Source organism: Candidatus Neomicrothrix sp. (genome assembly GCF_035329545.1).
Lineage (GTDB): Bacteria > Actinomycetota > Acidimicrobiia > Acidimicrobiales > Microtrichaceae > Microthrix > Microthrix subdominans.
This window is the reverse complement of sequence record NZ_DAOLGP010000026.1, coordinates 19930-40072: the sequence shown is the minus strand read 5'-3', so window position 1 is coordinate 40072 and position 20143 is coordinate 19930. Positions and strand designations below refer to the sequence as shown.

At 67.7% G+C, this 20143-nt stretch carries 19 protein-coding genes; 8 read left to right on the top strand and 11 right to left on the bottom strand.

Going from position 1 to position 20143, the window contains the following annotated elements:
* Positions 1-32 precede the first annotated feature (32 nt).
* From PKD89_RS13815 to PKD89_RS13800, 4 genes are all read left to right on the top strand, one after another.
* Positions 33-1364 carry a glycosyltransferase family 4 protein gene (locus PKD89_RS13815; protein ID WP_289010312.1) on the top strand — a complete coding sequence of 444 codons (1332 nt, stop codon included), beginning with the start codon at positions 33-35 and terminating at the stop codon, positions 1362-1364.
* A gap of 1 nt (position 1365) precedes the next feature.
* On the top strand, positions 1366-2106 hold the full coding sequence (locus PKD89_RS13810) for a class I SAM-dependent methyltransferase (RefSeq protein ID WP_289010313.1): 741 nt from the start codon (positions 1366-1368) through the stop codon (positions 2104-2106).
* 69 nt (positions 2107-2175) lie between these two features.
* Positions 2176-3231, top strand: coding sequence for a hypothetical protein (locus PKD89_RS13805; RefSeq protein WP_287379834.1), 1056 nt, complete (start codon positions 2176-2178; stop codon positions 3229-3231).
* A 71-nt stretch (positions 3232-3302) separates the two neighbouring features.
* Positions 3303-3845, top strand: coding sequence for a hypothetical protein (locus PKD89_RS13800; RefSeq protein WP_287379833.1), 543 nt, complete (start codon positions 3303-3305; stop codon positions 3843-3845).
* On the opposite strand, the gene PKD89_RS13795 is transcribed toward PKD89_RS13800, so the two are convergent.
* Positions 3831-4457: a class I SAM-dependent methyltransferase gene (locus PKD89_RS13795; RefSeq protein WP_287393935.1), complete on the bottom strand. Its 627-nt coding sequence runs from the start codon at positions 4455-4457 to the stop codon at positions 3831-3833. The two genes, PKD89_RS13800 and PKD89_RS13795, sit on opposite strands and share 15 nt — an antisense overlap.
* Positions 4458-4514: 57 nt before the next feature.
* Entirely contained in the window at positions 4515-5177 is a 663-nt protein-coding gene (locus PKD89_RS13790) for a GtrA family protein (protein WP_287379831.1), read from the bottom strand.
* 85 nt (positions 5178-5262) lie between these two features.
* Here PKD89_RS13790 and PKD89_RS13785 point away from each other — a divergent pair, with 85 nt between their 5' ends.
* From PKD89_RS13785 to PKD89_RS13775, 3 genes are read left to right on the top strand one after another with little or no spacing between them, the layout of a single operon-like run.
* Positions 5263-6402, top strand: coding sequence for a Na/Pi symporter (locus PKD89_RS13785; protein ID WP_287379830.1), 1140 nt, complete (start codon positions 5263-5265; stop codon positions 6400-6402).
* 48 nt (positions 6403-6450) lie between these two features.
* Positions 6451-7074: a PhoU domain-containing protein gene (locus tag PKD89_RS13780; RefSeq protein WP_287379829.1), complete on the top strand. Its 624-nt coding sequence runs from the start codon at positions 6451-6453 to the stop codon at positions 7072-7074.
* A 53-nt stretch (positions 7075-7127) separates the two neighbouring features.
* On the top strand, positions 7128-8366 hold the full coding sequence (locus PKD89_RS13775) for a PQQ-dependent sugar dehydrogenase (protein ID WP_289010314.1): 1239 nt from the start codon (positions 7128-7130) through the stop codon (positions 8364-8366).
* Positions 8367-8476: 110 nt separating this feature from the next.
* On the opposite strand, the gene PKD89_RS13770 is transcribed toward PKD89_RS13775, so the two are convergent.
* The 5 genes from PKD89_RS13770 to PKD89_RS13750 form a co-directional block, all read right to left on the bottom strand.
* Positions 8477-8905, bottom strand: coding sequence for a GNAT family N-acetyltransferase (locus PKD89_RS13770; RefSeq protein WP_287379827.1), 429 nt, complete (start codon positions 8903-8905; stop codon positions 8477-8479).
* Positions 8898-9626, bottom strand: coding sequence for an NUDIX hydrolase N-terminal domain-containing protein (locus PKD89_RS13765; protein WP_287379826.1), 729 nt, complete (start codon positions 9624-9626; stop codon positions 8898-8900). The genes PKD89_RS13770 and PKD89_RS13765 overlap by 8 nt, the downstream gene beginning before the upstream one ends.
* A gap of 42 nt (positions 9627-9668) precedes the next feature.
* Entirely contained in the window at positions 9669-11969 is a 2301-nt protein-coding gene (locus PKD89_RS13760) for an HD domain-containing protein (protein WP_287379825.1), read from the bottom strand.
* Positions 11970-12141: 172 nt separating this feature from the next.
* The gene (locus tag PKD89_RS13755) at positions 12142-12480 is read right to left on the bottom strand and encodes a P-II family nitrogen regulator (RefSeq protein ID WP_287379824.1); all 339 of its coding nucleotides are present in this window, start codon (positions 12478-12480) and stop codon (positions 12142-12144) included.
* Positions 12481-12556: 76 nt separating this feature from the next.
* Positions 12557-13816, bottom strand: a complete 1260-nt coding sequence (locus PKD89_RS13750) for an ammonium transporter (RefSeq protein WP_287379823.1) — start codon at positions 13814-13816, stop codon at positions 12557-12559.
* A 319-nt stretch (positions 13817-14135) separates the two neighbouring features.
* Between PKD89_RS13750 and PKD89_RS13745 the strand changes: the two genes are divergently transcribed.
* Positions 14136-15485 (top strand): ABC transporter substrate-binding protein, encoded by a 1350-nt coding sequence (locus PKD89_RS13745; protein WP_287379822.1) that lies wholly within the window; start codon positions 14136-14138, stop codon positions 15483-15485.
* Between the two features lie 356 nt (positions 15486-15841).
* On the opposite strand, the gene PKD89_RS13740 is transcribed toward PKD89_RS13745, so the two are convergent.
* The 4 genes from PKD89_RS13740 to PKD89_RS13725 form a co-directional block, all read right to left on the bottom strand.
* On the bottom strand, positions 15842-16669 hold the full coding sequence (locus PKD89_RS13740; protein WP_425591254.1) for an ABC transporter ATP-binding protein: 828 nt from the start codon (positions 16667-16669) through the stop codon (positions 15842-15844).
* Positions 16670-16731: 62 nt separating this feature from the next.
* On the bottom strand, positions 16732-17754 hold the full coding sequence (locus PKD89_RS13735; RefSeq protein ID WP_287379819.1) for an ABC transporter ATP-binding protein: 1023 nt from the start codon (positions 17752-17754) through the stop codon (positions 16732-16734).
* The gene (locus tag PKD89_RS13730; protein ID WP_287379818.1) at positions 17744-18739 is read right to left on the bottom strand and encodes a branched-chain amino acid ABC transporter permease; all 996 of its coding nucleotides are present in this window, start codon (positions 18737-18739) and stop codon (positions 17744-17746) included. Before PKD89_RS13730 ends, PKD89_RS13735 begins: the two co-directional genes overlap by 11 nt.
* Positions 18739-20070 (bottom strand): branched-chain amino acid ABC transporter permease, encoded by a 1332-nt coding sequence (locus PKD89_RS13725; protein WP_287379817.1) that lies wholly within the window; start codon positions 20068-20070, stop codon positions 18739-18741. Before PKD89_RS13725 ends, PKD89_RS13730 begins: the two co-directional genes overlap by 1 nt.
* Positions 20071-20143 lie beyond the last annotated feature (73 nt).

The window sequence follows — 20143 nt, the reverse complement described above, 5'->3', positions numbered from 1 at the left end:
GTTCCCCAACCATGGGAGGAAGCTAGTCGGCCATGCGCCCACTCCCCGGTCCAGGCGATCCCCTGTCCATCGCCTACCTCACCTATCGGGGTAAGCCCCACGTCGGCGGCCAAGGGGTGTACACGAGGCACCTCACCAAGGCCCTGGCCGACCTCGGTCATCACGTCGTCGTCCTGTCGGGACAGCCCTACCCCCACCTGGATGAGCGGGTATCGCTGATCAAGCTACCCAGCCTCGACATCTACAACGACCACTTCCCGATGCGAATGCCCGGGCTGTGGGAGATCAAGGATCTGGCCGACTGGGCCGAGGTCACCTCGTTCTCGATGGGCAGCTTTCCCGAGCCGCTCGCCTTCTCGATGCGCGCTGCCAAGTGGTTGTCCGACCACGGCGACGACTTCGATCTCGTGCACGACAACCAAAGCCTGGGCTACGGGCTGTTGGCGATCGAGCGGCAGGGCCTGCCCGTGCTGGGCACGATCCATCATCCGATCACCGTCGACCGGCGCGTCGAGATGGAACACGCCGAGAACTGGAAGGCCCGCTGGGGCAAGCGCCGCTGGTATCGCTTCACCCGCATGCAAACCCGGGTGGCCAAGCGGCTGCGTCGCATCATCACCGTGTCGGAAAACTCCGCCACCGACATCCTCGCCGACCACGAGGTGCCCGCCGATCGGCTCCACATCGTGCCAGTCGGCGTCGACCCGGACCTGTTTCGTCCCCTGACCGGCGTCGAGCGGGTGCCGTTGCGCATCATCTCGACCGCGTCCGCAGACGTACCGATGAAGGGCCAGCGGTTCCTGTTGGAGGCGGTGGCCAAGCTGCGGGCCGAGCGCAGCGACGTGTCGATGACGATCATCGGCTCGCTCAAGGACGGCAGCCGCACCCACTCGACCCTCGACCGCCTGGGCCTGCGGGATTGTGTCTCCTTCGTCAGCGGCGTGAGCGACGAGCGCATCGTCGAGCTGTACTCCGAGGCGTCGGTGGCCGTGGTGCCCTCGCTGTACGAAGGGTTCTCGCTGCCGGCGATCGAGGCGATGGCGGCTGGGTGTCCGCTGGTGGCCACCACCGGTGGGGCCCTGCCCGAGGTGACCGGCGCCGACGGAGACACCTGCTACCAGGTGCCCCCGGGCGACGCGGACGCGCTCGCCGTCGCTATGGGCCGGGTGTTCGACCATCCCGCCGAAGCGACCGCCATTGCCGAACGTGGCCGCAACCGCGTCGTGGAGAACTGGAGTTGGAAGCGCACCGCCGAACGAACGGTGACCCATTACCGGGCCCTGCTCGACGAAGCGGCTGCGGAACGAGCGGGATCAGCGGACGCCGACCAGCCCGACCCACACCACGCCCCTGCGGGGGTGTGAGGTGCTGACCGTCGACTTCGACCGGCTGGACCTGAAGCCCGGGCACCGCTTCCTCGACATCGGGGCCGGTGCCGGACGCCACTGCTACGAGGCCGCTCGACGCGGCGCCCACGTCGTCGCCCTCGACTACGACGCCGACGCCCTGCCCGAGGTTCACGCCATGCTCGGCGCCATGGTCGAGGTGGGCGAGGCGCCGGCCGAAATCGGATCGTTGGTCATGCGCGGCGACGCACTGAAGCTGCCGTTCCCCGATACCAGCTTCGATCGCATCGTCGTCTCGGAGGTGCTCGAGCACATCGACGACGACGCCGGCGTGTTGGCCGAAATCCATCGGGTGCTGCGGCCCGGCGGCATCGTGGCCGCCACCGTCCCGGCCTGGTTTCCCGAGAAGATCTGCTGGTGGCTGTCGGCGGAGTACCACGCACCGCTGGTGCCCGGCGGACACCTGCGCATCTACACGGAACCGATGCTGACCAAACGCGTCAACGCATCCGGGCTTCGCTTCGAAGGGTCGGGCCGCACCCACGCACTGCACAGCCCGTACTGGTGGTTGCGCTGCCTGGCCGGTCCGACCAACGACACCAACCGGGCGGTCGCCGCTTACCACCGTCTGCTCGTGTGGGACATGACCAAGGCCCCCTGGGTGACCCGAACCTTCGATCGGGTGATGGCCCGCCCCCTGGGCAAGAGCCTGGTCGCCTACGCCCGGCGCCCCACGACGTCCCCTCAGGACGAACGGTGACGAGCGCGCCGGCCGCCCGAGGGGACGCGTTGACGATGACCGGACCGCTCCGATGAGGGAGCACCGCCGATGACCGAATCGAGCGGATGGCTACGCGGCGTCGAGGGCGTTCTCAGTGGCCCCGACCTCACGCTCACCGTCGAGCGGCTGGCCGAGTGGCAGCTGAGCGACGGCATGATGCCCTGGTACCCCGGTGGCCATGCCGACCCCTGGAACCACGTCGAGGCGCTGATGGCGCTGATGCTCGACGGGCGCAAGGCCGAGGCCGAGGCCGGTTTCGCCTGGTTGGAGCGCCTCCAGCACGCCGACGGTTCGTGGCACCAGTACTACCTGGCCGGCGGCGAGGTGGAGGAAGCCAAGTTCGATGCCAACTGCATCGCCTATGTGGCAGCCGGCCTCTACCACCACTGGCTGCTGTTCGAGGACCGCTCGTTCCTCGACGCCAACTGGGGCATGCTCAGCGGCGCCGTCGATTTCGTTCGTGGCCTGCAGACCGATCGCGGCGAGGTGTTCTGGGCCCGCAAACCCGACGGCACCCCGTTCGAGTTTGCTCTGCTCACCGGATCATCCTCGATCACCCACAGCCTGCGGTGTGCGGTGGCGGTGGCCGAGGTGCTGGGCAAGGAGCGGCCAGAGTGGGTGCGCTCAGCCCAGGCGCTCGGGCGCGTGATCCGCGACGAGCCGGAGGCGTTCGCCCCGAAGCACCGCTGGGCGATGGACTGGTACTACCCGGTGCTCGCCGGGGTGGAGACCGGCGAGCGGGGACGCCACCGGCTTCAGTCCCGCTGGGCGGCGTTCGTGATGGAGGAGCGGGGCGTTCGCTGCGTGTCGGACCGGCCGTGGGTGACCGCCGCCGAGACCTGCGAGTGCGCGATGGCCCACCTGGCGGTTGGCGAGACCGCTGCTGCCAACCAACTCTTCGCCTGGGCGCAGCGACTGCGCAACGACGACGGCCACTATTGGACCGGTATCGTGTACCCCCAAGAGGACTACTTCCCAGCCAACGAGACGTCCACGTACTCCGCGGCGGCAGTCGTTCTCGCCGCCGACGCGCTCTCAGGGGCCAGCCCCGCCTCCTGGCTCTTCGCCGAACACGACCGCCTCCCGGCCGGCGTGCCCGACTAGTGGACGGGCTCGGCGGGCGAGAGGATGTGTTGATGACCGAGCCATTCGCCCCCCGCTCACCAGGCAGACCCATGACGGACGGCACGAGGGACCTGCGACGCTCGGTCCTCGCCGGCGGTCTCGCCGTGGCGCTGCTCGTCGTCCTCCCGCTGACGACGGTGGCCTGGGCGGCGCCGTCCGGGGCCACCGAACGGCCGGCACCGACGTCGGCGGTAACCCCGACGACTTCCGAGGCAAACGGGTCACCGACCTCGGTGACCACCGAGGTCACGCCCAGCACCCCTCCACCGCTGGTCGAGCAGAGCCCGCTTCCGGGCGACACCACCCCAACCGATCCGGTCGACAAGGGCGGCTCGCTCAACAACATCCTTCCCCGGCCGAACTCGGGCCACGAGCCCACCTACCAGGGGGACCGGGGCACCGGCAGCCAGTACGCGGTGCTGGGCGGGATGCTCCTGATGCTCGGCGCGATCCTCGCCCTCGTCACCCGTCAGAGCCGTCGTTCCAAGGCACGCTGGAGCGCCGCCGCACCGATGGCCGGAACCTCGGAGGTGGGTGCCACCCCACCCTCGGATGACCCCGCCTCGGAGGCTCCGGGATCAGACGCGCCGTAGCAGGCGGAGCGAGCCGGTGTGGCCGGTCTCGACGAACTCGCCGGACTCGATGGCCCGCAGATAGATCTCATAGGGCGGGCGCCCGCCGTCGTTTGGGTCGGGAAACACGTCGTGGATCGCCAGTGTGCCACCCGGGGCAACGTGGGGAGTCCACAGCTCGTAGTCGCGGTGGGCCGGCTCGCTGCCGTGGCCGCCGTCGATGAACAACAGGGCCAGCATCGACCCCCACACCGGCGCCACCACCTCCGAGTGCCCGACCAGCGCGACGACCACCCGCTCGAGCCCCACCTCATGGATCGTGCTGCGGAAGGTGGCCAGCGTGTCGAGGAGATCGAGGTCCGGGTCGACGAGATCGGCGTCGTGATGTTCCCAGCCGGCCTGGTTTTCCTCGGAGCCCCGATGATGATCGAGCGCAAACAACACTCGCCCCGCGTCGCGAGCAGCCGATCCTAGATAGAGCGCCGACTTTCCGCAGTACGACCCGATCTCCAACATGGGTGCCGACCCGACGGCTGTGAGTGCGGCGACAGCTGCGGCGTGCAGCGCCAGCCCTTCGTCGGGCGGCATGAACCCTCGGGCGGCCTCGGCCGCCTGTCGATCCTCAGGTTTCACAGCGCCAGCATTCGCTTGACGTCGTCGCTCGGTTCGCCGATGGCCACCACAGAAGGCTTAACTGCCGGGGACGGACGACTTGTCGGAGTCGTCATCGACGGTAGCCACCTCGGCGTCGGGGCTCGCTGCCGGCCCGGGGACATCGGGGGAGGCGCCGTCAAAGACGACACCGGGGAAGAGGTCGCCGCTGACGTCAGCGACGACCTCGGAAGTTTCGTCTTCGTTCAGGTGGGTCACCGTGAACACCAGCTTGTCCAGGAAGACAAACCGGGCGGCCCACACGACGCCGTAGCCGATCAGCTGGGCAGCGAAGATGCCCAGGGCGCGCACCCAGGCGGCGGTGGTGTCCTCGGGCAGCCAACCGTCGACCAGGTACAGACAGTAAGCGGCGAAGGCGGTACCGAGCACGGCCGACACCCAGAAGACGATGACCTCGGTGCGCACCTTGTCTCGGTTGGCGTGACGCCACACGTAGTACTTGTTGGCCAGGAAGTTGGGTGGGGTCAGGATGGTGGCGGCGATCAGCTGCGCTGGCACCACAGCAATGCCCAGCCACCAGTGGAACAACTGAAGGAGGATCTGCCCCAGGGGCACGAACACCAGCGACACCGCCGAGTAGCGAAGCAGCTTGCGGAACTGGTGATGGTTCCACAGCTTCTTGATCCGGTCGGTGGAGGTTTTTGCGGGAACCTCCTCCCAGATGTCTTCGGCGGTATGCATCCCCACCACACTATCGGCGCGCAGTTACCGAACCTGAGCGGCAAGATTCCGCGGCGACGCGCGGTTATCGGTCAGACTCTGCGGCGTGAGCGACGCGGTAACCGACACCGACACCCGCCAGATACCGACCCCGGTGCGGGCACTGCTCGTTTTCGGGCTGCTGTACCTGTTCCTCGTCGGCATCTCCGTTCTGGAAAACGGCATCTCCTCGCTGGGCGAAGGCGTCCAGGAACAGCTTTTCACCAGCGTCAACAACCCGATCGCGGCGTTGTGCGTCGGCATCCTCGCCACCGTTCTGGCCCAGTCCTCGTCGGTGACCACCTCGACCATCGTCGGCCTGGTCGGCACCGGGTTGTTGCCGGTCGAGGCGGCGGTGCCCATGATCATGGGCGCCAACATCGGCACCACCGTCACCGCCACGCTGGTGTCGCTCGGGCACCTGCGCCGCTCCAACGAGATGCGCGATGCCTTCGCCGCCGCCACCGTGCACGACTACTTCAACCTGCTTGCGGTTGCGGTGCTGTTACCCCTGGAGTTGACCACCCACTTGCTGGCCCGCTCGGCGACGTGGCTGACCGACAGGCTGGTCGGCCGCGGCGGCGGCACCTTCAACAGCCCGATCCAGGCGGCGGTCAAGGGCCCGGCCAGGTGGGTACGGTCGGTGGTGGAAGCCACCGGGGCGTCGGGCACCCTGCTCGGGGTGTTGTTGATCGTCGTCGGGCTGTTGTTCATCTTCTTGGCGTTGGCATTCATCACCAGCAACATGAAGGCGCTGGTCGCCGACCGGATGGAACAGTCGATCAACGCCTTCCTCGCCCGCAGCGGCGGTGCGGCGGCGATGCTGTTGGGCCTGGTGATCACGATGGCTGTGCAGTCCTCGTCGATCACCACGTCGATCATGGTGCCCCTCGCCGCCTCCGGGGTGCTGACGCTGCGCAGCGTCTACCCGGTGACCCTCGGGGCCAACGTGGGCACCACGATCACGGGGATCCTCGCCTCGCTGGCCATTTCCAGGCCCGAGGCCCTCACGATCGCCCTGGTGCACACCCTGTTCAACATCGGCGGTATCCTGCTGTTCTATCCCGTTCCGGCAATGCGGGAGATCCCGCTCCGCCTGGCCACCGCCACGGGAGAGTTCGCCGGTCGCCGGCCAGTCGCCGTCGTGTCGGCTGTCGGTTTTTGTTTCGTCGTGGTCCCGGCTCTCGGGATCGCCATCCTGAGGTGAGGTAACGCCATGGTTATGAGTTTTTTCCGAGGCGACGGTAGCGGTGGTGTGACCGAATCCGTCGACCGCCAGATCACCGAGATGCTGGGCGCCTGCCGCCACAGCTTCGATCTGGCCATGTCGGCGCTGGTCGCCGACGACAACATCACCGCCATCGGCGATGATGTTCACGAGACCGACGACCAGGTCAACGAGCTGGAGGAGACCGTGCGCCGCGAGCTGGTGGTTCACGCGGCGGTTCACGGCCAAGCGGACATGACCCTGACCATGCCCAGCCTGCTGGTCGTCAAGCGCCTGGAACGGGTGGGCGACCAATGCAAGAACATCTTCGGCATGGCCAACCAGGGCGTGCGCTTCACCACTGCCCCCGACCGGGACGTCTTCGACGAGGACCGCCGCTTGATCTCGGCGATGTTCGGCACCACGGCCGAGGTGATGGCCTCCCGAAACCTCGACGCCGTCGAGGCGTTCAGTGCCGATGCCGAAGCCCTCATGGCCGAGCTGGAGGACCGGGTGTTTCAGCTGATGACCAGCGACAAGCCGTCCAGCTTCGGAGTGCCCCGGGCGATGCTGGCCCGCTACAGCAAGCGCATCGTTGCCAACCTGGAGGGCTCCGCCCGCACGGTCTCCGTGCCGCTCACCGGCACCGAACCCACCGATCTCGACGAGTGAGACGCTCCCCGGCGAACGCCGCCGCCGTGGCATCCGACCAAGGAACGCCTCGGGTGGCCCGGCGTTGGCTCGGGGTTGCCGGGGCGGCCGTGCTGCTCGCAACCTCCGGCTGTTCCGACGGCGGAAGCGGCGATGGCACCTCCAAGTCCAACTCGGATGAAACTTCTGCGGCTCCGGCATCCTCCGGGCCGGCGGTCACCGCCACCGCGCTCGACGTCGAACTGGATGCCCCCACCGTGGTGCTGGGGGCCGCCGACGGCACGCTCCTCATCGCCGAGCGGGCGGGCACGGTCCGTCGGGTCGACCCCGAAGCTCCGTCGGGCTCCAAGCTGGTGCTCGACGTCACCGCCGACGTGGGCGACACGTCGGGCGAGAAGGGGTTGTTGGGCCTGGCCATCTCCCCCGACGAGGACGAGCTGTACGCCAGCTACACCCGAGCCGAGGACGGCGCCAGCGTCATCAAGATCTTCCCGATGGGGGCCGACGGCGTGGCCGGCGCCTCGGGCCGGGAGATGCTGGTCGTCCCGCAGCCGTTCTCCAACCACAACGGCGGCAACCTCGTCGTCGACGACGAGGGGCTGCTGTGGTTCGGGCTGGGCGATGGTGGCGACGCCGGCGACCCGGATGACAACGGCCAGAACCCCGCCACCCTGCTCGGGTCGATGCTGCGGGTGCGGCCGACACCGGACGGCGATGAACCCTACGAGATCCCCGCTGACAACCCGTTCGCCGACGGCACCACTCCCGACGGGGCTCCATCCAACAACGCTGAGGCGGCCCCGGAGGCGTGGGCGTACGGCCTACGCAATCCGTGGCGCTTCAGCTTCGACTCGGCCACCGGCGACTTGTGGATCGCCGACGTCGGTCAGGGCGAGTGGGAGGAGATCAACCACCTCCCCGCCAACGATGGCCTGGGCAAGGGCGCCAACTTCGGTTGGAACCGTCGCGAGGGTGCGCACCCGTACTCCGACGGACCCGACCCGGCCGCCGAACCGGGCGACATGATCGACCCGGTGTTCGACTACGCCCACTCCGACGGTCGTTGCTCGGTGACCGGCGGCGTCGTCGTGCGCGACTCTCCCGGCCTGGCTGACCTCGACGGGGTCTACCTGTGGGCCGACCTGTGTGAGGGTGTGCTGCACGGGTTGCAGCCCGCCGACAGCGGTGTGACCGACCTCGACCTGGGGGCCGAAGTGCCCGGCATCACCAGCTTCGGCACCGCAGCCGACGGTGAGGTCTATGCCGTCTCGGTCGACCAGAACCAGCTCTGGCGCCTCACCCAAAGCGACTGATCAAGCCGCTACGCAGGCGCAGCACCGATCTCGATCGGTTCCTCGGTCCGCTCATCATCATCGTCGAACACGGCGACGAACTGAGGCTCGCCACCCCTGAGTGACTGGCTTCAGCCGCTGTGGCGATAGACGTTGGTGTCGCGCTGCACGAACCCGAGGCGCTTGTACAGGCGGTTGGCGGCCTCGCGGGTGGGACGGCTGGTCAGGTCGACCGAACGGGCGCCCAGCGACTCCGCCACCTCCAACGCAAACTGGTTGAGCGCCGCACCGACACCCTTGCCGCGAGCATCGCCATCGACGACGACATCCTCGATCCACGCCCGAACGCCGGTAGGGATGGGAAACACCACCAACGTGAGGCTGCCGAGCAACGTCCCGCCCTCCTCGGCGACAAGGAAGTGACAGGCCTCGTGGGTGACGACCCCGGCCAAAACCTGCTCGGTGAGGGGCGGGGCCGACTTGGACAGCTGCGGCAACAATGCCGCCATCGCCTCGGTGAGGCCGGGCTCCATCTCGCTGACCTCGCGTACCTCAACCATTCGTTTGCTCCTCGTTCTCGCTCGTCGCAGTCGGTTCTTCGCCGGTTGGAAGGGGCTCGCCCTCGGGAATCCACACGTCGCTGCGGGGCGGGTCGAAGAACGGAGCCTGCCCACCGCCGTCGATGGCGTCAAAGGCGACGTCCACCCAATTGCCGGCGCCCGCCAGCGGCTCGGGTAGCGAGTCCCGATCGAACCAGCCGACGTCGAGGCACTCGAGGGGGTGATGGACCAGGGTGCCGCCGATCGGCCGCAGCTTGAAGATGAGCGAGTACAGCGGCTCGGCGGAGAACCCGCGCCTCAGCCCGTCAAACACGGCGATCAGCGATTCGGCCCGGGCGATGATGCCGGTCTCCTCCCCCACCTCCTTCTCGGCCACCTCGGCCGGCGAGTAGCCGATGTCGGCCCACCCGGTCGGGTAGAGCCACACGCCCGAATCGGCCCGCTGGATCAACAGGATCTCGCCGTCGTCGTTGCCGACTACCGCGCCAACCGCAATCTTGGGGGTGACGTAACCGGTGGCGGTCTTCATCGACTCGACGACCAGCTGGGAGGGGTCGAGCGTGGTCCGACGAGCGGCCATCCGCATGTCGGTCGCCACGGCGAGCACCTCCTCGTAACGCTCCTGTTCGTAGAGGCTTTCGGTGAATCCCAACCCGTTGCGCGCGATGCCCGCGAGCGCCTCAGACCAGCGGATGAGGTCGGATTCGGTGATGCGTTCCACTGCCGGCGACCCTAGTGGGCACCCGCCGTGCGGGAGGTCCGCTCACGCTATGGCCGCATGGAGAAGCGCCTGGCGCACCGCCGCCACGCGCCGTCGATCGGCCAGCGGGCCGCCAGTTGCCTCCGACACCGAAAAGGTATCCACCGCGTTGGGGCCCAGCGTGCTGAGGGTGGCCTTGACGATCGTGCAGTCCAACTCCGCCAGGGCCGATGCCAGCGAGAAGGCCAGACCCACCCGGTCGGCGGTGGCCACCTCGATCACCGTGACGCCGGTGCCCTCATCGAAGGTGATCGTCGGCTCGGCCATCGTGCCCGGCCAGTCCCGTGCTGGCTCCGCTTCGGCCCGTTCGGCCAGCCGGGCCCTCAGCGCCAGGCGCGAGTTGAGGGCCTCCTGCAACTCGGGGAGGATCGAGTCCCAACGCGGGGCCTCACCCGAGGGCGTGCGGACGCGGAACACCTCGACCGCCCAGCCGTCCCAGGACGAGGCCGACGCAGCCAGGATCTGCGCACTGCGCAGCGCCAGCACGCCGGCAACCCGGGCAAACAACCCGGGACGATCGGGCCAACACACGACCAGACGGTCGCCCTCCCCCGTCAACGCCGGTCGCCGGGCGGCCAACAAGCCCTCGACCGCAAGGTCGGCCCCCAGCGGTGCGGCCAACGGAGCATCCCCCTCCGGTGCCACACCGGCCAGGGCGCCCACCGCCCGGTCGGCGAGGGTGCGCACCAACACGGCTTTCCACGAGCCCCAAGCGGTCGGGCCGGTGGCCCGCCCATCGGCCTCGGCCAGGGCGGCGAGCAAACGCACCTCGGCCACCGAGTGGATATGGTCGGTGATCAGGGCAACGGTGGTCGGGTCGTCGAGGTCTCGCCTGGTCGCCACATCGGGCAATAACAGGTGGTGGGCCACCATCGTGGCGACCACTCGAACTTCGCGTGCGGGAAACCCCATGCGCTCCATCGCCCCTCGGGCCAGCTGGGCACCGACCTCGCTGTGGTCACCTGGCCGGCCCTTGCCCAGGTCATGGAACAGCGCTCCCAACACCAGGAGGTCCGGCCGGTCGACCCGTCCGGCCAGCGCCGCCGCCATCGCAGCGCACTCGGTGAGGTGACGATCGACTGTGAAGCGGTGATAGGGGTTGCGCTGAGGCGCGCACCGAACCGCCTCCCACTCGGGGAGGATGGCCGACCACAACCCGAGGCGGTCGAGCGCCTCGATGACCCCCACCGCCGGCGGACCGGCGCCGACGAGCCGACAGAACAGGCGTCTCGCCTGAGCATCCCATGGGGTCGGGATCGGCGCCAGCTCGGTCAGGTCGACGAGGGTGTCGCGTCGCAGGCGCAGCCCACGTTCGGCGGCGGCCACGGCCAGGCGAAGCACGCTGGTGAGGTTCCACTCGGCGTCATCGACCATCGCTGCGGTCCGCCCTCCAGCCGGCGGTACGTCGCGTTCTCCCTGCGGGGACACGTCGCCACCCTGTTGTACCAACGGCGCAGCGTCGGCGGACCGTGCCCAACGGGGGTCGCTCATCCGGTGCCGTTGCCCCACCAACATCACCTCGTCGGCCACCCGAACCACCTCGCCTGCGAGATCGGGGTCATCCCGCAGCACGACGTCGGCACCGGGCTGGCGGCGGCGGTGGCTGGTGAGCTCCGGCCACAGGTCATCGATCACCCACGACACCTCGCGCGCAGCGGCCGAGATCGACCGGGCCAGGTCGTCGGCCGACGCGTATCCCAACCGCTCGGCCACGGTGGCCTGCTCCTGGAGCACCAGGCGGTTACCGGGCCGTCCGGTCACCCGGTGCAGCTCCGCCCGCACCGCCCACAGCACCTCCTCGGCCTCATCGATCAGGCGCCCCACCTCGCGGGGCAACGGCGACCCAAGCGTCTCGATCCAGCCGAGCGTGTGGACGTCGCGCAACCCGCCTCGGCCCTCCTTCAAGTCGGGCTCGAGTTCGTGGGCAACCTCACCGCAGCGTCGGTGACGTTGTTCGGTCCTATCCACCAGGCGCCGCATCCACTGCGACCCGAGACGGGAGCGCTGGCCCTCGGCTGCGGTCTGCAATCGATCGGTGACCGCCCGATCGCCCGCCAGGTGGCGCAGGCTGAACAGCGATGTCGCGGTGTCGAGGTCGGCATCGGCCAACTCGAGGAATCCCCCGATGCTGCGTAGCGCGTGACCAAGGCCGATCCCCGAATCCCACACCGGATACCACAGGGCGTCGACCATCGCCGCAGGCGGCGGGTCACCAACCCGCTCGTCGTACACGATGATCAGGTCGAGGTCGCTGCCAGGCGCCCGATCGCCCCGCCCGGTGCCGCCAACACCGACCAGCGCCACGTTGGAGGCTCCGGCCCGTTTGCCTTCTTCGGAGGGGTCGTCGGTCAGCCCCGCGACTGCGTCAGCCCACAGCGCCCGCAGCCACCCGACCGTCGCCTCATCGAGGGATCGCCGCAGGGCCCGGCCGGTGAGGGTGCGCTGGCCGATGACCCAATCGAGTGCAGGCCCGGGCCTAGACAGCGTCCCGGCCCCGCTCGCCGGTACGGATCCGAACCAGGTCCTCCACCGGGCTGACCCACACCTTGCCGTCGCCGATCTTGCCGGTGGCCGCCGCCGCCACGATGGCGTCGACGACCGCTCCAGCCCGCTCGTCGTCGACGATCACGTCGATGCGCAGCTTGGGGACGAAATCGACCTGATATTCGGCGCCCCGATAGGTCTCGGTGTGCCCTCCCTGGCGCCCGACGCCCTGCACCTCGGTCACGGTAAGTCCGGCGATGCCGGCCTCCTTCAGGGCGTTTCTGACGTCCTCGAGCTTGAACGGCTTCACGATTGCGGTGATCGCCTTCATCACTGGTTCCTTTCGTTGGGGTGTTCGGATGCAGAACTGGCGGGCGGGGGGCCGACCTTTGCCGGTGCTCCCGTGCTCATGACCGGGTGCCGACCGCCAGGCCGGCCTGGTGGTAGGCGGTCTCGGCGTGCTGGGCCCGGTCGAGCCCCTCCACCTCGGTCTCATCGTCGACCCGCAGGCCGATCGTGACCGACAGGGCGTACAAGATGCCGGCGGTCATCACCCCGGAGAACACGATGGTGACCGCGTTGGCAAGCACCTGCTCGCCCAGCAGGCCGAGACCGCCGCCGAACAGCAGCCCGGGCTGGGCCAGCCCAGGCCCACGGCCCTCCTCCCAGCCGGTTGCGCCCGGGTTGGACAACAACCCGATCATGAGCGAGCCGACCAGCCCGCCGACGAAGTGCACGCCCACCACGTCGAGAGAGTCGTCGTAGCCGAAGCGCCGCTTCAGCGACACCGCCTGGGAGCACACGACCCCGGCCAGCAAGCCGATGGCGATCGCCCCCATCGGGTCGACGTAGGCGCAGGCGGGGGTGATCGCCACCAGCCCGGCCACCACGCCCGAGGCCGCCCCCAGCGTGGTGAACGCCCCGTCGCGGACGCGTTCGGTCAGCACCCAGCCCAGCCCGCCGGCTGAGGAGCCCACGAACGTGGCCATCAGCGCCGCCAGCGCGTGGCCGTCGGCGGCCCCGGCCGAGCCGGCGTTGAAGCCGAACCAGCCCAACCACAGGATGGCGGTGCCGATCAGCACCAGAGGCATCGAGTGGGGTAGGAACCCGTCGCTGGGCCAGCCCTTTCGCTTGCCCAGCATGACGGCGGCAACCAGCGCTGCGATGCCGGCATTGATGTGAATCGACGTGCCACCGGCAAAGTCGAGCGACCCTCGCACCTTCAACCAACCCTCCGGGTTGGCAACCCAGTAGGTCACCGGGACATACACCAACAGCGACCAGACGGGCACGAAGATCGCCCAGGCCGAGAACTTCATCCGATCCGCCACAGCTCCGGAGATCAGCGCCGGGGTGATGGCGGCAAAGGTCGCCAGAAAGGCGACGAAGGCCATCTCCGGCACCCCGACGTTCTCAAACGGGGAGATTCCCCGCAGGCCGACAGCGCTGAGGTTGCCGATGAACGGTCCCGCGCTTCGGAAGGCGAGCGTGTAGCCGAGCACCACCCAGACAAGGGGCACGACGAGGATGCACCACAGACTCATCATCATCATGTTGAGCGTGCTCTTGGTGCGGGTCAGGCCGCCGTAGAAGAGCGCAAGACCTGGGGTCATGAACAACACCAGCGCGGTGCAGACCATCATCCAACTGAGCGATCCGGAATCCATCACTACCTCCAGGGTGAACGACGCCGTCGGGCCCGACGAACGGGCCGACGTCGGGGTTGGGGGACGACACGGAGGACCGTACGGACCGCGTGTTTCCAGTCCGTTTCGAGTCGGTGAACAGGGGGTGTAGCTGCGCCGGTGCCCCCGAGACCGTCTGTCCGACGTCGGACTTCACCCCGTTCACCAGTTGACGGCGAGCACACGTGAGATTTCATACTGTGACGGCCGTCGCCCACTAAGGTCTCATTCGGACCGGAGGGAACCCCCCTCGGTTGAGGGGCCCCCGGGCTTCGATGAGGGACAACCACACGGAGGGAAGATGTTCCACAAGCGCAAATGGACCCGCCTCGCGGCGGGCGTGTTGGCGCTCTCGCTCGTCACCGCAGCATGCGGTAACGACGACGAGAGTTCCAGCGATACCACCCAGAAGACCGACGAGTCCGGCGGGGGCAACGACAACAGCCTCATCGGCATGAAGGGCACCACCCCGTTGGTCGACTTGGGCGACGAGTTCAAGGGTCGTCTCATGGAGATCGATCCCTCGCTGGTCGACTTCAACTACGCAGCGGAAAGCTACGACGCCGCCATCATCCTTGGCCTGGCAGCGACCGAGGCCAAGACCGACGGCTCGGCCATGGCCGAGAAGATCAACGGCATCACCCGCGACGGTGAGAAGTGCACCGACTTCGCAGCATGCAAGAAGCTGATCGAGGCCGGCACCGACATCGACTACGACGGACAGTCCGGCCCGTTGGAGTTCTCGGGCAACGGTGAACCGACGGAGGCCTCCTATGGCGTCCTTCAGTTCGGCACCACCGACTGCGAGGACACGACCGAGTGCCTCGACGACTCCAAGACCCAGTTCATCGTGGCCACCGCACCTGAGGAAGCCGACGTCGACCAGGTGGCGGTCGAAGGCACCCGTGAAGGCAACGGCACCCTCGAGATCGGGTCCCTGCTGCCCAAGACGGGCTCGCTCGCCTTCCTCGGCCCGCCGGAGTTTGCCGGCGTCGACCTGGCCGTCCAGGAGATGAACGAGGCCGGTGGCGTGCTCGGCAACGACGTCGTCCACATCGAGGGCGACTCGGGCGACACCGAGAACGGCGTTGCACCGAAGACGGTCAGCACCCTGCTGGCCAAGGATGTTGACGCCATCATCGGCGCCGCCTCCTCCTCGGTCAGCCTGTCGGTGATCGACACGATCGTGAACGCCGGCGTCATCATGTTCTCCCCGGCGAACACGTCCAAGGAGTTCTCGGACTACAACGACAAGGGCCTGTACTTCCGCAACGCCCCGTCCGACATCCTCCAGGGTTCCGTGTTGGCCGACGTCATCCTTGAGGACGGCCACCAGGCCGTGTTCATCCTCGCCCTGAACGACGACTACGGCACCGGCCTGGCCGATGACCTTCAGAAGTCGCTCGAGGCTGGTGGCGCCGAGGTGGTCGGCAAGGAAATCTACGACCCCAAGGCGACCGACTTCTCCGACATCGTTGGCAAGGCCAAGAGCGCCGACCCCGACGCGGTTGCGCTGATCGGATTCGACGAGAGCTCCAAGATCCTCTCGACGATGATCGAGCAGGGTATCGGCCCGTCAGCCGTGCCGGTGTACGGCGTGGACGGCAACATGGGGAACGCACTGGCCGAGAACTTCGAGGCCGGCAAGTAGCCATCGCTCAGACGCCGCTGCGGCGGCACTGACAACTCGATCGGGCCGGTTCCTACGGGGACCGGCCCGTATCGCGTCTCGCCACCGGTTGAACGGGGTGGGGGTGTGGGGCCGCAACTCGGGAGCCCAAACGACCGCCAGACAGCGCTCTCAACTCCCCAGTTCACAAAGGGCACGCAACTCGGGAGCCCAAACGACCGCCAGACAGCGCTCTCAACTCCCCAGTTCGGAGATGCGGAGCGAGGGCGGGCACGGCGAGGTGGTGCCTGCGCGGGAGGCATAGCGAAGCGGCCTCCCGCCAGGTGCTACCTCGCCGGGCGTCTCACTACCTCATCGGGTCCGGCCGGACCCGGTACTCAGTCCGGGTTGCGGTTTTTGGCCAGGGTGCCCAGGTACAGCTCGATCACCTTGGGGTCGTGCAACAGCTCGGCGCCGGTGCCGGCAATGGCGTTCTTGCCCTGGTCGAGCACGAATGCCCGGTCACATACCTGCAGGCAACGCCGGGCGTTCTGCTCGACCATGAGGATCGACACGCCGGTGGCGTTGATGCGCCGACAGTTGATGAACACCTCGTCCTGGAACGCCGGCGAGAGGCCGGCGGAGGGCTCGTCGAGCAGCAGCACAGATGGCTCCATCATCAGCGCCCGCCCCATGGCCACCATCTGGCGCTCGCCCCCGGACAGCGACCCTGCCTGCTGGCTGGCGCGCTCGCCCAGGCGGGGGAACAGCTCGGCGACATGGGCAAAGCGCTCCTTGACCACCGACGGCCGCAGGAAGGCGCCCATCTCCATGTTCTCGCGCACCGTGAGTGCCGCGAAGACGTTCTCGGTCTGGGGAACAAACCCGACGCCCCGGCTCACCAGCTGGTGGGCCTTCATCGAGGTGATGTTCTCGCCGCGCAGGCTGACGACGCCGGTCGTGACCGTGATCAGCCCGAAGATCGCCTTGAGCAGCGTGGACTTGCCGGCGCCGTTGGGGCCGATGATGCCGACCATCTCGCCCCGGTTGAGCACCGCCGAGCAACCGTTGAGGATGTTGACGCCGGGAACGTACCCGGCGATCAGATCATCGGCCACCAGGATCGGCTCGCCGGGCTGCGGATCCTTCGACAGGTGCTGTGGGGCGAGATGCCCGAAGCCTGCGCCGAGCGCCTTGTCCTCGTCGGAGATCGCTTCGTCAGACATCTCCCGGCCGGCGGTTTGTCCACCCAAGTCCTCGGTGCGTGCCGGCTGGTCGATGTATTCCATCAGGGCGCCTCCAGCGTGCCGGCATCCGGCTCGGCTTCCACCGACCCCTCGCTCGGGTTGGTGAGAATGTCCGGCCTCAGGTCGAGATCGTGATGGCTGCCCAGGTAGGCGTCGATCACTGCGTCGTTGGAACTGATATCGCTCGGCGTGCCTTCGGCGATCAACCGGCCTTCAGCCATGACGGTCACCCAGTCGGAGATTTCCTGCACCATGTCCATGTCGTGCTCGACGAAGATCACGGTACGGCCCTCGTCCCGCAGTGACAGGATATGGCCGAGCAGCGATTGCTTCAGTGCCGGGTTGACGCCGGCCATCGGCTCGTCCAACATGATCAGTTCGGGTTCGGCCATCAGCGCCCGGGCCATCTCGAGCAGCTTGCGCTGGCCGCCGGACAGCGAGCCGGCAAACTCCTCACGCATGTGGGCCAGGCGAAAGCGTTCCAACAACAGGTCGGCGCGCTCGGTGATCTCCTTCTCCTGGGCGGACCACAGCGGCGGAACGATCGCCGTCAGGAAACTTTCCCCACGCTGGTGGGTGGCGCCCAACATCATGTTCTGGATGACCGACAGCTTGGACAACGACTTGGTCAGCTGGAAGGTGCGGATCATGCCCAGGCGGGCCACTTTGTGCGGCGCAACGCCGGCGAGCTTCTTGCCGTTGAACGTCCACGCCCCGGAGGTCGCCTTGTCGAAGTTGGTCAGCAGGTTGAAGAAGGTGGTCTTGCCGGCACCGTTGGGCCCGATCAGGGCGGAGATCGCCCCGCGCTGAAACTCGACATGGTCGACGTTGACGGCCGTGACGCCGCCGAAGCGACGGGTGACCCCATCGGCGACCAGGATCGGATCGGGCTTGGGGGCGCCGGGCTCGCGAGGCACGTCGGCGAGCACCTTCGCTTCGAGGGCGCGGTCCCGTGCGACCAGTTCGGCCGGCGGAGCGGTGGCTGCGTCGGGGCGGGGCGGACCGCTGGGGACCGTGGCGGCATCTCCGGGACCGGTGTAGGTGGGGGCGTCGTCAGCGGACATCGACCTCGAGCTCCTTTCGATCCCCGAAGATCCCTTGGGGTCGGAACACCATCAGCACCATCAGGGCGATGCCGAGGAAGATGAAGGGGATGACGCCCGCCTGGACGTCGGTCATCACCGAATTGGGGATGATGTTGGCCTTGGCCGCCTGATCGGCGGTCTCGGAAACGAAGGTGAAGATCGACCAGAACATCATGCCGCCGATCACGGGTCCGAAGGTGGTGGCGGCCCCGCCCAGGATCAGCGCTGTGTAGGCGATGAACGTCGCCTTGGTGGCGAAGTCGTCGGGCCCGGCAAAGTTCTTGGCCAGCGCCAGGATGATTCCGCCGCAGGCGCCCATGACGCCGCCCAGGATGAGGGACTGCATCTTGTAGGCGTAAACGTTCTTGCCCAGCGAACGCACGGCGTCCTCGTTCTCGCGCACCGACTTGAGCACGCGTCCCCAAGGGCTGCGCATCAGCAGGTAGGTGAGCAGGGCAAAGAACCCCACAAGCAGCCAACCCCACAACATCACCCAAAGTTCCTGCCCGCGGAACGACAGCGGTCCCAGGACGTAGCGCCCGCTGTTGGAGAAGATGTTGGCGTCATAGAACCCGTTGGCGAACTCGTTGATGCCAGAGTTGCCGCCCGTGACGCTCTCGACCGCTTCGGATCGCACGGTCAGGCGGATGATCTCCGACGCCGCGATCGTGACGATCGCCAGATAGTCGCCCCGCAGCCTCAGGGTGGGTAACCCGAGGATGAGGCCGAGGACGACCGCTGCGAGGACGCCGAACAATATGGCGGCCCACAGGGGCCAACCCCAGTTCGTGTAGCTGATCGCCGTGCCGTAGGCGCCGGCGGCCATGAACCCGGCCTGACCAAAGTTCAACAGGCCCGTGTAGCCGAAGTGAATGTTCAGCCCCTGGGCGCCCAGGATGTAGAAGAGCGCCAGTGGCGTGAACAACGCCGTCAGCGTCTGCTGGAAGATGAAGCCCCAATCCATCAGCCCACACGCTCCCGTCGTCCGAAGATGCCTTGCGGCGCGAACATCAGTACCACGATCAACACGACGAGCGCTCCGACGTTACGCAGCGACGTGGGGATGAACAGCGTGGACAACTGGATGGCGAGGCCCAGGAGGAAGCAGCCCGCAGCGGCACCGAAGGCGGTGCCCAAGCCACCGAGGGTGATGCCGGCGAACATCAACAGCAGTAGCTGCTGACCCTCCATGAAGTTCACCTGGAAGCTGGTCGAGTACAACACGCCGCCCATGGCAGCCAACCCGGCGCCCATCACCCACACCAACAACACCACGCGGTCGACGTCGATGCCCGACGAGGCTGCCAGCGCCGGGTTGTCGGCGACCGCCCGCATCGCCTTACCGAAGCGAGCCGTGCGCAGGAAGGTTCCGACCGCCCCGAGCACAACGAGGGCGATGACGATCGTGATGACCGTACGTGCGGGGATCACCCGGGAACCCAGCTCGAACCCACCACCACCCACCGTGCCGGTGTAGGGCTTGTTGCGGGCGCCGAAGAAGTACTGGAACAGGTTGAGCGCCAACAGCGACAGCCCGAAGCTGACCGTCATCAGGCCAAACAGGCTGAGCTTGCGCCGCCGCAGCGGCCGCCACAGCCCCAGCTCGAGCCCGGCTCCCGACGCCGCACCGATCAGCACGCCGAGCACGGCTGCGAGCGGCAGCGGCAGGCCGACGCTCTGGTTGAGGTACCAGGTGATGATCGCACCGAAGGTCACCATCTCGCCATGGCTGAAGTTGGTGAGCTGGATCGTGCCGTAGATCAGCGACAACCCGATGGCGCACATGGCGATGATCAGCCCCAGTTGCACGCCGTCGACCAACTTGCCCGGGATCTCGTCAAGCTTGGTCGCCGCCTGTCGCGTGCTCTCGCCGAACGGGAAGTTCTGGATCTGGCGCTTGTCGGCGGTCAGCCGGAAGGTGCGTGACACCGCCTCCGGGTCGGTCAGCTTGACGCCGTCGGGCAGGGAGTCGACCTGCAGGGTGACGGTGTAAGTACCGAGGTCGTCACCCACCCCGAGAACGAAGATGCCCTCTTTGTCGGAGGTGACGGTCTGGGACTCGCCACCCTCCTTTTCGATCTTGATGTCGACCCCGACGACCGGCTCGCACGTCTCGGAGATCAGCACACCGGCGATCGAGGCGCCTTCGGGCCGAGGGAGCGTCGGCCGCTCGCACTTGGTGTTCTGGCGCGGTGTCCTCTCGGCAGCTCCAGCCGACGAACTCCACATCGTCATCGAACCGATACCGACGAGCATCGCCAACGCGACGCCTAGACGGCGTATTGGTGTCGTCACCGGCGATCAACTACGACGTTCATTCGCTTCCCCCTCACAAGGCGGCGAGCATAACGGACGTCACACCTGCGGG

Excerpts from the sequence above, each read along its gene's own strand:
- PKD89_RS13815 (WP_289010312.1), top strand. The coding sequence starts at position 33 with ATGCGCCCACTCCCCGGTCCAGGCGATCCCCTGTCCATCGCCTACCTC.
- PKD89_RS13805 (WP_287379834.1), top strand. The coding sequence starts at position 2,176 with ATGACCGAATCGAGCGGATGGCTACGCGGCGTCGAGGGCGTTCTCAGT.
- PKD89_RS13800 (WP_287379833.1), top strand. The coding sequence starts at position 3,303 with ATGACGGACGGCACGAGGGACCTGCGACGCTCGGTCCTCGCCGGCGGT.
- PKD89_RS13790 (WP_287379831.1), bottom strand. The coding sequence starts at position 5,177 with ATGCATACCGCCGAAGACATCTGGGAGGAGGTTCCCGCAAAAACCTCC.
- PKD89_RS13770 (WP_287379827.1), bottom strand. The coding sequence starts at position 8,905 with ATGGTTGAGGTACGCGAGGTCAGCGAGATGGAGCCCGGCCTCACCGAG.
- PKD89_RS13755 (WP_287379824.1), bottom strand. The coding sequence starts at position 12,480 with ATGAAGGCGATCACCGCAATCGTGAAGCCGTTCAAGCTCGAGGACGTC.
- PKD89_RS13750 (WP_287379823.1), bottom strand. The coding sequence starts at position 13,816 with ATGGATTCCGGATCGCTCAGTTGGATGATGGTCTGCACCGCGCTGGTG.
- PKD89_RS13745 (WP_287379822.1), top strand. The coding sequence starts at position 14,136 with ATGTTCCACAAGCGCAAATGGACCCGCCTCGCGGCGGGCGTGTTGGCG.
- PKD89_RS13740 (WP_425591254.1), bottom strand. The coding sequence starts at position 16,669 with ATGTCTGACGAAGCGATCTCCGACGAGGACAAGGCGCTCGGCGCAGGC.
- PKD89_RS13735 (WP_287379819.1), bottom strand. The coding sequence starts at position 17,754 with ATGTCCGCTGACGACGCCCCCACCTACACCGGTCCCGGAGATGCCGCC.
- PKD89_RS13730 (WP_287379818.1), bottom strand. The coding sequence starts at position 18,739 with ATGGATTGGGGCTTCATCTTCCAGCAGACGCTGACGGCGTTGTTCACG.